The organism is Kitasatospora sp. NPDC041988 (assembly GCF_055588525.1).
The window spans coordinates 22,154-34,880 of the sequence record NZ_JBVJCO010000002.1 but is presented as its reverse complement, the minus strand read 5'-3'; the positions used below and the strand labels follow the sequence as shown (position 1 = coordinate 34,880).

The 12,727-nt window shown below is 76.0% G+C and carries 9 protein-coding genes; 6 read left to right on the top strand and 3 right to left on the bottom strand.

Annotation, left to right across the window (positions count from 1 at the left end; translation table 11 throughout):
- Positions 1 to 32: 32 nt before the first annotated feature.
- Positions 33 to 818, top strand: a complete 786-nt coding sequence (gene yaaA / locus ACZ6NC_RS03085; RefSeq protein ID WP_465728374.1) for a peroxide stress protein YaaA — start codon at positions 33 to 35, stop codon at positions 816 to 818.
- Positions 819 to 1,141: 323 nt separating this feature from the next.
- On the top strand, positions 1,142 to 1,939 hold the full coding sequence (locus ACZ6NC_RS03080; RefSeq protein WP_465728372.1) for a maleylpyruvate isomerase family mycothiol-dependent enzyme: 798 nt from the start codon (positions 1,142 to 1,144) through the stop codon (positions 1,937 to 1,939).
- A gap of 79 nt (positions 1,940 to 2,018) precedes the next feature.
- Here the strand turns inward: ACZ6NC_RS03080 and ACZ6NC_RS03075 are convergent, their stop codons facing one another.
- The 3 genes from ACZ6NC_RS03075 to ACZ6NC_RS03065 are packed head-to-tail and all read right to left on the bottom strand — an operon-like array spanning position 2,019 to position 4,784.
- Positions 2,019 to 3,176, bottom strand: coding sequence for a bifunctional RNase H/acid phosphatase (locus tag ACZ6NC_RS03075; RefSeq protein ID WP_465728370.1), 1,158 nt, complete (start codon positions 3,174 to 3,176; stop codon positions 2,019 to 2,021).
- A 4-nt stretch (positions 3,177 to 3,180) separates the two neighbouring features.
- Entirely contained in the window at positions 3,181 to 3,924 is a 744-nt protein-coding gene (locus tag ACZ6NC_RS03070) for a zinc ribbon domain-containing protein (RefSeq protein ID WP_465728368.1), read from the bottom strand.
- A 23-nt stretch (positions 3,925 to 3,947) separates the two neighbouring features.
- A complete protein-coding gene (locus ACZ6NC_RS03065; protein ID WP_465728366.1) occupies positions 3,948 to 4,784 on the bottom strand; it encodes a Nif3-like dinuclear metal center hexameric protein in 837 nt (278 codons plus the stop codon).
- A 588-nt stretch (positions 4,785 to 5,372) separates the two neighbouring features.
- On the opposite strand from ACZ6NC_RS03065, the gene lanL reads away from it, so the two are divergent.
- The 4 genes from lanL (at position 5,373) to ACZ6NC_RS03045 (ending at position 12,658) form a co-directional block, all read left to right on the top strand.
- Positions 5,373 to 8,426 (top strand): class IV lanthionine synthetase LanL, encoded by a 3,054-nt coding sequence (lanL, locus tag ACZ6NC_RS03060; RefSeq protein ID WP_465728364.1) that lies wholly within the window; start codon positions 5,373 to 5,375, stop codon positions 8,424 to 8,426.
- Positions 8,423 to 10,510, top strand: a complete 2,088-nt coding sequence (locus ACZ6NC_RS03055; protein WP_465728362.1) for an alpha/beta hydrolase family protein — start codon at positions 8,423 to 8,425, stop codon at positions 10,508 to 10,510. The genes lanL and ACZ6NC_RS03055 overlap by 4 nt, the downstream gene beginning before the upstream one ends.
- Before the next feature lie 163 nt (positions 10,511 to 10,673).
- Positions 10,674 to 10,817, top strand: coding sequence for a VenA family class IV lanthipeptide (locus tag ACZ6NC_RS03050; RefSeq protein WP_465545460.1), 144 nt, complete (start codon positions 10,674 to 10,676; stop codon positions 10,815 to 10,817).
- A 182-nt stretch (positions 10,818 to 10,999) separates the two neighbouring features.
- Entirely contained in the window at positions 11,000 to 12,658 is a 1,659-nt protein-coding gene (locus ACZ6NC_RS03045; RefSeq protein ID WP_465728360.1) for an ATP-binding cassette domain-containing protein, read from the top strand.
- Positions 12,659 to 12,727 lie beyond the last annotated feature (69 nt).

Here is a 12,727-nt window from a genome sequence, read left to right as displayed (position 1 = left end):
ATCGTCCGCCACAAAGTGTTGAGGAGTCCGCTGTGCTGGTGCTGTTGCCGCCCTCGGAGGGCAAGGCCGCGTCCGGGGACGGAGTGCCGGTGGCGCTCGACGGGCTGTCGCTGCCCGGGCTGACGGCGGCGCGGGCGCAGGTGCTGGAGACGCTGGTCGGGCTCTGCCGGGGCGACGAGGACGCGGCCGCCGAGGTGCTCGGGCTGAGCCCGGGCCTGCGCGGCGAGATCGCGCGCAATGCCGCGCTGCCGACGGCGGGCGCACTGCCGGCCGGCGAGGTGTACACCGGGGTGCTGTTCGACAACCTCGGGCTCGCGCGGCTGGACGAGGCCGCGTACGACCGGGCCGCGCGTTCGCTGCTGGTGTTCTCGGGGCTCTGGGGTGCGGTGCGGATCGGCGACCGGATTCCGCCCTACCGCTGCTCGATGGGCGTGAAACTCCCCGGCCTGGGAGCGCTCGGGGCGTACTGGCGGGGCACGATGGCGTCGGTGCTGCCGGAGGTGGCGGACGGGCTGGTGCTGGACCTGCGCAGCTCGGCGTACGCGGCGGCGTGGAAGCCGGCCGGCGAGGTGGCGTCCCGGACGGCGACCGTGCGGGTACTCCAGGAGCGCAACGGCAAGCGCACCGTGGTGAGCCACTTCAACAAGGCGACCAAGGGCCGGCTGGTGCGCGACCTGCTGGTGGCGGGCGCCGAGCCGAAGACGCCCGGCGAGCTGGTGGACGCCCTGCGGGGGCTGGACCACCGGGTGGAGGTCGCGGCCGAGGGCACCGCGCGCAAGCCGTGGCAGCTGGACGTGGTGGTCACCGAGATCCACTGATCCGGAGCGCGGTGGGGGCTCCTCCGGCTGTCAACGGTTTCGCATGGCTGAAGTGGCTGACTTCCCAGTTCGTGACGTTTGTTCCATTGCAACAGCGATGCCTTGCGGTGGAAGCTCGGGTCGCCGAGGTGCCCGGCCGCGCGGCGAGGCCAGAGCACCCACAGGCACGACGCCGGGCGTACCGCCACCACCAGCGTCCTCGCAGCAGTGCGCAGCTTGTCACCCGAGCGGTGGGAGGCGAGGACGACGTCCGCAATGGCCAACCGGCGGCGACTGAGAAAAATCGCTGTCCGATCACCGGAGCACGGTGATAGACATCCGGCGTGGAAAAGAATCTTGAGTTCCCTGACCTGCTACGACTGATCGATGAACGGTCGACCGCCTTCCGCGCCGCGGTCGCCGCCGCGCCCAGTCTCGACGCACAGGTGCCGACCTGCCCCGGGTGGACGCTGTTCGATCTGGTGAAGCACCTGGGTGGGGGAGACCGTTTCTGGGCCGCCATCGTCGGCGCGGGGCCTGCCGACGCTCCCCCCGCCGAGGCCGCCGCTGCGCGCGCCGCTCTGGAAGTGCCGCGGGAGCGTGAGGCCCTGCTGGCCTGGCTGGCCGCGTCGACGCAGCTTCTGCTGAGCACCCTGCGGGAGGCGGGCCCGGACGCCGGCTGCTGGGCGTGGTGGAGTGCCCTGCAGACGCCGCGGACCTCCGGCGGAGTCGCCCGGCACCGGGTCCAGGAGAGCGCGGTGCACACCTACGACGCCCGGCTCGCCGCGGGCGCCCCACAGCCGCTGCCGGCCGAGGTCGCCCTCGACGGTGTGGAGGAGTTCCTGTTCACCTGCGTCGCGACGCCCAGCGCCTGGCCGCACAAGCCCACGGCCTTCGACTTCCACACCGCCGAGGGCCGCTCCTGGCGCCTCACGGTCGACGGCGACGGCGCACGCTCCACCCGCATCCCCGCGCCCACTGCCGCGACCGGCGAGGACTCGGACGCAGCCGGCGCCTCCATCCATGGCACGGCCAGTGAGTTGGTCCTCTACTTGTACGACCGTATCCCGGCCGGCTCCTTGCACGTTGACGGAGACGCAGGGCTGCTCGACCTGCTCCGCGCCTGGGAGCCGGAGGAGTAGGACGTAGCGGGGGCGGTTGGCCGCGCCTCCACCGGCTCGACCGTCTTGTAGGCGCAGTCCACCGGGCCCCACCGGCCGATCAGCGCAGGTGCCCGGTGTCGTTCAGCAGCCGCAGCGAGGCGTTGCCGTCCGCGTAGTACTGGACGGCACAGAGCGCGGCGGCGGACAGCTCCATCCGGTAGAGCGCGTCCGGCGGGGCGCCGAGCGCGAGCCGGACCAGCGTCTTGATCGGGCTGACGTGTGAGACGACCAGCACGGTCTTGCCCGGGTGGCGGGCCAGGATCTTGTCGCGGGCGACCCCCGCCCGATGGGTGAGGGTGGTGAAGCTCTCACTGCTGCCGGTCGGCTTGGCCTTGGGCGAGCCGAGCCAGGCGGTGAGGTCGTCCGGGTAGCGCTGCTGGACCTCGGCGAAGGTGAGGCCCTCCCAGTCGCCGAAGTCGACCTCGCGCAGCCCGTCCTCGTACCGGACCTCCAGGCCCAGGCGGGCGGCGACGATCTCCGCGGTCTCCCGGGTGCGGCGCATCGGGGAGCTGACCACGGCCTGGACGGAGCCGCGGGCGGCCAGCGCCTCCGCTGCCCGCTCGGCCTGCCAGCGGCCCTTCTCGGAGAGCTCCGGGTCGCTGCCGCCACTGCCGGAGAAGCGCTTCTCCGGGGTGAGGTGGGTCTCGCCGTGGCGGAGCAGGACGAAGGTGGTCGGCGTGCCGAGGTCGGCGGCGGCCGCCCAGCCGGCCTTCGGCGCGGCCTTCTCCAGCGGCGGCTCCGCGGCCGGCTCCACGACGACGGGCGACGCGGCCTTCAGCGGCCTGGGCTCCCACTGGCGGCCGGCCTTGCCCGCGTCCATCGCCTCGTTGGCGAGCCGGTCGGCGTCCTTGTTCCGCTCGCGCGGGATCCAGGTGTACTTGACCTGGCCGCGCGGGAGGACGCCGCGCGCCTCGGCGGCGAGCGGCTGCATGTCGGGGTGCTTGATCTTCCAGCGCCCGGACATCTGCTCGACCACCAGCTTGGAGTCCATCCGGACGTCCACCGAGGCGTCCGGGTCGATCTCCCGGGCTGCCTTCAGGCCCGCGATCAGGCCCTTGTACTCGGCCACGTTGTTGGTGGCGTGGCCGATGAACTCGGCGGCCTCGGCGATGATCCGGCCGGTGTCACCGTCCCGGACCACCGCGCCGTAGCCGGCCGGCCCCGGGTTGCCCCGGGAGCCGCCGTCCGCCTCGACGATGAACCTGCGCCCCGCCACCGGATCAGATGCCCGACTCGGCGGTGCGCACCAGGATGCGGCCGCAGTTGTCGCAGCGGACGACCGCGTCCTTGGGCTCGGCCTTGATGGCGTTCAGGTCGGAGACGGCGAACTCGACCCGGCAGCCCTCGCAGCGGCGCTGGAAGAGGCGGGCCGCGCCGACGCCGCCCTGCTGCTCGCGCAGGCGGGTGTAGAGCTTCAGCAGGTCGGCCGGGATGACGGCGACGACGGTCTCGCGCTCGCGCCGGACCTTCTCGGCCTCGCCGTCGATCTCGGCGAAGGAGGCGTCGCGGCGGCCCTCGGCCTCCTTGAGCACGACCGTGGAGTGCTCCAGGCGCGCGGTCAGCTCGGTGACCCGGGTCTGGGCGGACTCCAGCCGCTCCATGATCTCCAGCACGACCTCCTCGAGGTCGCCCTGGCGCTTGGCGAGCGAGCCGATCTCGTGCTGGAGGTTCTCCAGGTCCTTCGGCGAGGTGATCGCGCCGGAGTCCAGGCGCTGCTGGTTGCGGGCGGCCCGGGCGCGGACCTGCTCGACGTCCTGCTCGGCCTTGGTCAGCTCACGGGCGGTGTCGCCCTGCTGGGCCTGGGCGGCGACGACCAGGTCCTTCAGCGCGGTGTGGTCGGCGGTGGCCGTCTCGATCTCGGCGTGCTCGGGCAGGCTGCGACGCCGGTGGGCCAGCTGGTCGAGCTTCGAGTCGATGGCCTGGAGGTCGAGCAGGCGGATCTGGTCGGCGGGCGCGGCGTTCAAGCGGAGGGCTCCTGTGAATCGGGTCAGGCGGTGAAGGACATGGGGGCGTGCGCGGTCCACGGGTCGGTGACCTTGTGGGAGACCTTGGTCTCCACGGCCCAGCCCCGCTTCTCGGCGGCGCCGTGCAGCGCCCGCTCGGCCAGGGCGAGCCAGGGCCACTCGGTGGCCCAGTGCGCGGCGTCGACCAGCGCGACCGGCGCCGCCTCGGCGGCCTCGGACGCCGGGTGGTGGCGCAGGTCGGCGGTGAGGTAGGCGTCGACACCGGCCGCGCGCACCTCGGCGAGGAGGCTGTCACCGGAGCCGCCGCACACCGCGACCCGGCTGACCAGCCGGTTCGGGTCGCCGGAGACCCGGACGCCGGCGGCGGTGGCCGGCAGGCCCTTGGCGACCTGGGCGGCGAAGGCGGAGAGCGTGAGCGGGGGCTCCAGCAGGCCGATCCGGCCGGAGCCGCGCCGGCCCAGCGGGTCGGTCGGGTCCGCCACCAGCGGGCCGGTGACGCGGACGCCGACCGCCTCGGCCAGCGCGTCCGAGACGCCCGGGTCGGCGTGGTCGGCGTTGGTGTGTGCCACGTGCAGGGCGATGCCGCCCCGGATCAGCGTGTGCACGACCCGGCCCTTGAAGGTGGTGGCGGCGACGCTGGTGGTGCCGCGCAGGTAGAGGGGGTGGTGGGTGACCACCAGGTCGGCACCCCACTCGACGGCCTCGTCGACCACCGCCTGCACGGGGTCGACGGCGAAGAGCACGCGGCGGACCTCGGCCTGAGGGTCCCCGCAGACCAGGCCGACGGCGTCCCAGGACTCCGCCCACCGGGGCGGGTAGACCTCTTCGAGCGCGGTGATGACGTCGGACAGTTTCGGCACCTGTCGAGACTACCGTGCGCGCGGGGGCGCCCGGGCCGCCCGGGCCGGGTGCGTTCCGGGGCCGGCGCGTCCCGGCCGGCCGCCCCGCGCGGTGCCCGGTGTGGGGGACGGGGCGCACAGATGCGCGTCAACCCGCTGTTCGGCGCGTTCGGGCGGCGCCCGGGCACCGCCGGGAGACGGCGTACGGGCCGTTCGAGCGCCGCGCCCGCCGAAGCGCGCGGGAGTCACCGCTCACAGGGGGCGGCTCGCACAAATTCGAAACAGCGCCCAGATCACCCTTACGAGTGAAGTGACTCGCTACGCGTTGAGTCCGCCCCAAAACCGAAAGTAACTTCACTTCTGCGAACGGGAGTTGCCCCGACCGGGGGGTCGGGAAGGCGCTCCGCCGGAGCTCGGGCCCAGGTCAGGCGGGTCCGCTCCGGGCCCCGGAAGGGGTCCGGGCCGGGCACCGGCCGAGGTCCGCGGCGGACGCGGCCGGGGCAGCGCTCCCGTACTTCCGAGAAACCGATCAGGCCGTGGCCGTGCGCCCGGGTGCCGGAGCAGTGGGCACCCGCGAGCGCCGGCCGAGACGAAGGGATGTGAATGCGGATGGGGGCGGGCACATCGCTTCGTACGGCCGGGGGAACGGGATCGGCGGGTCGCGGGCCGAAGGCGGCCGGCTCGTGGCCGGAGGTCACGCGGGCGGCGCTGGCCGGCGCCGGGGGCCGGGGAGGCGACGGCGACTGGGAGGTCACCGTCGAGGACTTCTGGTGCACGGCCAGGCCGTCCGCGGGTGAACTGGCCGGGGAGGGCTGGAAGATCCACGTCAGCGCGGCGTCGGCGGTCGGGGGCACGGTGCTGGCCGCCGTCGCCGAGGTGCTGGCCGACGACCCGTGCGCGTTCAAGTTCGCCGCCGGGCCGGCACAGCTGCACGAGCTCAACTCGCGCAACAGCGACCGGGGTTCGGCCGGCAAGTTCATCACCGTCTACCCGGACGGCGAGGAGCAGTTCCGGCGGCTCGCCGCCGCGCTGCACCGGGCCACCGACGGCCTGCCCGGGCCGGTCGTGCTCTCCGACCGGCCGTACCGGCCCGGCAGCCGCGTCCACTACCGGTACGGCGCCTTCGCGGCCCGCGCCGAGCTGGGCAACGACGGCGGCTACCGGTCGATGCTGCGCGGGCCGGGCGGCGAGCGGGTGGAGGACATGCGCGGGGCGTCGTACCGGTGTCCGCCGTGGGCGCGCGATCCGCTGGCGGAGGGGCCGGGGGTCGAGGGGTGGGGAACCGAGGAGCGAGGAGCAGAGGAGCAGGGAGCAGACGGGCGGGGACCAAACGGCCGACGGGCCGAGGAGCGACGGGCTGAGGGGCGGGGGACCGAGGGGCGGGGCGCCGTCTCCGACCGTCGTGGGCCCGGGGCGGCCAAGCCGGCCGCGGCTCGGCGCGGGGCCGGCGGGGTACTGCTGGCCGGGCGGTACGTGATCACCGGCGCGATCCGGCACGGCGCCAAGGGCGGGGTCTTCCTCGGCCGGGACACCGAGGGCGGCGAGGAGGTCGTGGTCAAGCAGGCCCGCGCGCACATCGAGGTGGACCGCTCCGGCACCGACGCCCGCGCCGCGCTGCGGCACGAGGCCGCGCTGCTCACCCGGCTGGAGGGGCAGGGGCTGGCACCGCGGCCGGTCGAGCTGATCGAGCAGGACGACTCGCTGTTCCTCGTGCAGGAACGAATCGCCGGGCAACCGCTGGGCAGCTGGGTGGCCGCCCGGCTGCGCCGCGACGGCAGCCCGGACGTCGACTGGGCCGAGGCCGGCCCCCTGGTGCACGCCCTGCTCGACCTGGTCGAGCGGGTGCACGAGCTGGGCCTGGTACTCCGCGACCTCTCCCCCGGCAACGTCCTGGTGCAGCCCGACGGCACGCTGCGGCTGGTCGACCTGGAGCTGGCCGCCGAGGCCGGCCGCCGTGCCGGATCGGCCGGAACCCCGGGCTACCGCGCCCCCGAGCAGGGGCCCGGGCGGCTCGCCCTCGTCGAGGACGGGCCTGCGGGCGACGGCAGCTGTGCGGCCGAGCCGACGGCAGACCTGTACGCGCTCGGCGGGCTCTTCTTCCTGCTCGCCACCGGCCACGACCCGCTGCTGCCCGAGGACCTCCCGCACGCCCGTCCCGTCGCCGACCGCCTCGGCCGCTGGCTCGCACTCGCCGCCCGCTCCGGCGACACCGCGCGGCGCCTCGCGCCGGTGGTGCTGGGGCTGCGCGCGGAGGAACCACGGCAGCGGTGGCAGCTGCACCGCGTACGGGAGGCCCTGGCGGGCGGTCCCGGGGTACCGGCGCCGGGCGGCGGCCGTACGGAGGCTGTCGGGCCGACGGTCGCGGGCGCCACCCTCAGCCGCCCCGTGGGAGACGGCGACACCATCGTCGACCGGGTACTGCACGACGGCCTGCGGCACCTCGCGGCCACCGCCACCCCGCTGCGGCGGGACCGGCTCTGGCCCACCGTGCCGGCCGGACAGCGGTCCGACCCGTGCAATGTGCAGCACGGCGCCGCCGGGGTGCTGGCGCTGCTCGCCCGGGCCGCGGTGGCCGGCGGGCTGCCGGCCGGGGTGCGGGAGGAGGCCAGCCGGACGGCGGCGATGGCCGTGGAGTGGATCGAGCGCCGGTGCGCCGCCGAGCCCGTCGTCCTGCCCGGGCTGTACTTCGGCCGCTCGGGCACCGCCTGGGCGCTGCTGGACGCCGCCGGGGCCCTGGGCGACCGGGCGCTCGCCGAACGCGCCGTCGGCCTGGCCCGCGAAATAGCCGTCGAGTGGCCCAACCCGGACGTCTGCCATGGTGCGGCCGGGGCTGGCTTCCTCCAGCTCCGAGTCGCCGCCGACGGCTCGGGAACGGACGCCGCCCAGGAGTTCCTGGCCCGGGCCGCCCGCTGCGGCCACGGCCTGCTGGCCGCCGGAAGGCCCACCCCGTACGGCACGGTCTGGCCCGTCCCGAAGGACTTCGACTCGGCACTCGCCGGGATCACCCACCTCGGGTACGCCCACGGGGTGGCGGGCGTCGGCGCGTTCCTGCTCGCCGCCGCCGAGGCCACCGGCGACCGGGCACTGCTCGACGGCGCCGCCGAGGCCGGGCGTACGCTCGCGGCCACCGTGCGGCGGGAGTCCGGCGCCGGCGCGCAGGAGAGCGCCTGGTGGCCGCAGGACGCCGGCGACCCCGACCACGTCAGGCTCGCCCACTGGTGCAGCGGTGCCTCGGGCGCGGGCACCTTCCTGCTCCGGCTCTGGCAGGTGACCGGCGACGCCACCGCGCGTGAACTCGCCCTCGCCGCCGGGCGGGCCGTCCTGGCCGGACGCTGGCACTGCGGCGTCAGCGCCTGCCACGGGCTGGCCGGCAACGGCGAATACCTGCTCGACCTCGCCGAGTTCACCGGTGACACCGAATTCCGCGCCGGCGCGGATGAGTTGGCGCAGCTGATCACCGCCAGGTCGGCGCTGCGCGACGGCCTGCTGGTGCTGCCCGACGAGACCGGTACCGGCTGCGCCGCCGCGTACGGCACGGGGACGGCAGGCGTGCTCGCCTTCCTGCTGCGGCTGCGGCACGGCGGCCCCCGGCTCTGGGTGGATCCGGTGCCGGCGCCGCCGGGCGAACTGCCGCCCCCCGCAGGCGAGACGAGGGCACCATGACCGTGGCCACCAGGAGCGCGACGCAGGCCCTGCGCCGCCTCAGCTTCACCTTCGCCGCCGACGGCAGCCATGCCGCCTGTCTCGCCTCCGCCGCCGACGGCGGCTGGTACGCGGAGAGCTGGCACCTGCCGGCGGCCGGACCGGCCGCACCGACCTCGCTGGCGCTGCCCGGCAACCGGTCCGAGAGCCTGCGCTCGCAGCTGATCGCGCTGCCGGACGGCTCGGTCCTGGTCTGCCGGCACGACGGCGAGCGGCACGACCTGGTGGCACTCGGTGCCGCCCGACCGGGCCGTGAATCTGCCACCGAAGAACGTCAGTTGGCCACCCTGAGGCGACCCGGGCTGCGCCTGCTGCCGCTTCCGGCGGCTTCTGCGGACAGCGCCGGCACACAGGACAGCGCCCGTACCCCGGGCGGCTCGCGTACACCGGACGACCCGCGCACCCCGGGCTCGCGTACACCGGACGGCGCCCGCGCCCCGGTCGCCGTGGCGCTGGGCACCGACACCCGGCCGGCCACCACCGTCTGGCTGGTGCACGCCGACGGCAGCGAGCCCCGACAGGTCGCCGAGCTCCCCGGACTGCACGGCGGCGGCGTCTGGCTCGACCGTGCCGGCGCGCTGCTGGCACTCGACCGGGTCGACGCGGGCATCGTCCGCACCGTCGTCCTGGACCTGCGCAGCGGCGCCGTCACCCCACTGCTGGAGATCGGCGAACGCAGCAACGATCGGCTGGTGCTGTTCGATCCGGACAGCAGCTTCGCGATGGTGCGCAGCGACGCGACCGGCACCGACCGGCTGGGCTGGGGCCTGCTGGGCGGCGGGGAGCCGCTGCGGTTCCCGGAGTGCCTGCACGTCTCGGGCATGTTCCTGCGGCCGGTGGCGCTGCGGCCCGGGCCGGAAGGGGCCCGGGTGGTGGTCCAGATCGACCACGGCGCGGGCTCGGCGCTGGCCCTGTGGCGGCCCGCCGCCGGGCGGTTGGACCAGCTACCGGTGCCGCCCGGGCGGCTCGGCGCGGTCGGCCACTGGTCGGAGGCGGGGCTGCGGATGCCGTACTCCTCCCCCGACCACCCGACGGCGCTGGCCACCCTGGACGTGGACGCGCTGCTGGCGCACGGTCCGGCACCCGCCGGGTCCGGACCGGTGCCGCTGCCCCTGCAGTTGGCGCCGCTCGGCTCCGGCCTGCCCGGGCCGTGGCGCGACACCGTCCTGCCCTGGCAGCCCGGCGGGCCGCGCACCTCCCGCACCGCCCCGGCCGGCTGGCGGCTGGACGGCTCCGCCCCGCCCGGCGACGGCGGCCGCTGGCACCCGGCCCAGAGCCTCGAACTCGCCGGCCCGGCCGGACCGTTGGAGGCCGTGGTGTACGGCGGTGACGCCTGGCTGAGCAGTCCGCACCTGGTGCTCGCCCTGCACGGCGGCCCGGCGGACGCCTGGCGGCTGGAGTTCGACCCCGCCCTGCAGCGCATGGCGGCCGAGGGGATCGCCGTGGTCGCACCCAACCAACGCGGCTCCACCGGCTACGGGTTGGCGCACGCGATGGCCATCCGGGGCGCCTGGGGCGGGCCCGACCTCGACGACATCCTGTACCTGCTGGACGGCCTCGCGGGCCAGCGCGCCGCACTCGGCCTGGAGCCGCCCGCCCTGTTCGGCGTCAGCTACGGCGCGTTCCTGGCCCTGCTGGCGGCCGCGCACGCGCCGGCCGAGCAGGTCGCGCGCTGCGCGGTGGTCGCCCCGTTCCTGTCCGGCGCCCGGCTGCTGGCCGAAGCGGCACCCCCCGTACGGGCGTTGACCACGCGGCTCGGCGGCGGCGAACCGATCGCGGACGCCCGCGGCCCGCGCGACGTGCTCCAGCTGGCGCACCGGCTCAGCGCGCCGCTGCTGGTCGTACACGGCGACCGGGACGAGGTCGTCCCGGTGAGCCAGTCCCGCTCACTGCGGCACGAGCTGCTGCGGATCGGCCGCTCCGAGGGCGCCGACTTCCGCTATGTGGAGGCGGCCGGAGCCGGGCACGAGGTGCTGGCCGAGGACGGCGCCGCCGTACTGCACGAACTGCTGGCCGCCTTCCTGCGGACCGGCCGGCCGGGGTAGCCCCGGCTGACCGGCCGGGGCTACCCGGTCCGCTCACAGACTCCCGGGCCCAGATGGCCCGGGGTGGTACCTGCGGTGGTGGATGGAGGCCGCCGCGGGAGCAACACCCGACGCCCGTACCGCAGATCGCGGCGGGCGGAAGCACCAGGGGAGGAACCCGATCATGGAGAACATGATGGACTTCGAGACCGACCTCGCGGCCCTGCAGGAGCTGCCCGAGACCGAGTCCGTCGAGTTGACCGGCCACGGCGGCGGCTGCCAGTACACCTGTCTCATCCTGACCTGCCTGATCTTCACGATCAGCTAGTCGTGCGGCGGTCGGTCACCCGCTGACGCGGTGACCCACGGGCGCCGCTCCCGCCTGTCCGGACAGGCGGGAGCGGCGCCGTCCCTTTCCGTCCTCTGCCCCGCTTCCCTTGCTCCTTCTCTGCTCCTTCTCTCTTGACCCACCCGCGCCCCTTCCTGCCCCACCCCGACGGGAGCCCGCCCATGCCCCGCCGCCCCACCGGCTGGACCCTCGCGCTGGCCGTCGCCCTGCCCGCCGAGGCCGCCACCACGCTCGCCCTGCCCCCGGCACTCGCCGGCGCCGTCGACACCGCACTCGACCGGGGCGCCGGACACTCCGCGTTCGTCCTGCTCACCCTCGTCCTCGGCACGGCCGCCGCCGCCAACGCGCTCGCCGCCGCGGCCGGCCCCGCCTGCGCGGCCGAGGCCACCGCCGCCCTGCGCGGCCGACTGGTGCGCCACCTGCTCGCTCTCGGCCCCGGCGGCCGGCTCCGGCACGGCGGACCGCCGCCCGGCGACCTGGCCGCGCGCCTCGTCGGCTCCGCCGCGGACGCGGGTGGCCGGCTCCCCGCCGTGCTCGGCGCGACCACCGCACTGCTCACCTCGCTCGGCGCGATCGTAGGGCTCGGGGTGCTCTCGCCCTGGCTGGCGCTCGCCTTCTTCGGCGGCGTGGTGCCCGGGGTGGTGCTGATCCGGCTCTTCCTGCGGGAGGCCGGGCAGGTCTTCGTCCGCTACCAGGAGGTCCAGGCCGACCTCGCCGGCCGGCTCGCCGGCGCGCTCACCGGACTGCGCAGCATCCACGCGGCCGGCGCCCAGCGGCGCGAGGCGGCGCGCGTGCTGGAGCCACTCCCCGCCCTCTCGGACGCCGGACACGCGCTCTGGGCCGCACAGCGGCGGACGGCGTGGCAGGCGACGCTGCTGATCGCCGTGGTCGAGGTCGCGGTGCTGGCCACCGCCGGCGCCCTGGTCTCGGCGGGCACGCTGGCGCCCGGCGCGCTCGCAGCGGCGGCCGGCTGGGCGGCGCTCGGGGCCGGGCTGTTCGAGCAGGTCGAGGCGCTGGTCGGGGTGGCACACGCGCGGGCCGGGCAGGCCCGGGTGGACGAACTGCTGGCGCTCGCACCGGCGGCCGGCGGCACGGCCCTCCTGCCGGAGGGCGGCGCGGGCGAACTCGCCTTCCGCGGTGTGGTGGTACGCGACGGCGACCGGGTGCTGCTCGGGCCACTCGACCTCACCGTGCCGGGCGGGCACACCGTCGCCCTGGTCGGCCGCTCCGGCTGCGGCAAGTCCCTGCTGGCCGCCCTGCCCGGCCGGCTGCGCGACCCCGACGAGGGCCGGGTGCTCGTCGACGGCGTCCCCGTCGACGAGTTGACCGCCTCCGAGCTGCGCCGGGCCGTCGGCTACGCCTTCGAACGCCCCGCACTGACCGGCCGGACGGTCCGCGAGGCGCTGGACGACGCCGGCCCCGAGGCCGCGGCCGCCGCCCGGGCGGACGGCTTCCTGCGACGGCTGCCCGCCGGCTGGGACACCCCGCTGGACGAGCTCCGGCTCTCCGGCGGCGAGCTGCAACGGCTGGGGCTGGCACGGCTGCTGGCCCGCCCCGCGCGGGTCGTGGTGCTGGACGACGCCACCTCGGGGCTCGACCTCGCCACCGAGTACCAGGTCACCGAGGCCCTGGACCGGGCCACCCACGGGCGCACCCGGCTGGTGGTCGCCCACCGCGAGGCGGCCGCCGCCCGCGCCGACCTGGTCGCCTGGCTCGACGCCGGCCGCCTGCGCGCCCTCGCCCCGCACACCGACCTCCTCACCGACCCCGACTACCGCGCCACCCTCTCCGGCACCGCCCTCGAAGCGGCCACCGCCTGATGGGCCGCCACAGCGCCACCAACGGCGTGCCGCGCGCAGGAAATCGGCCTGACCGACTTCCTGCGCTGC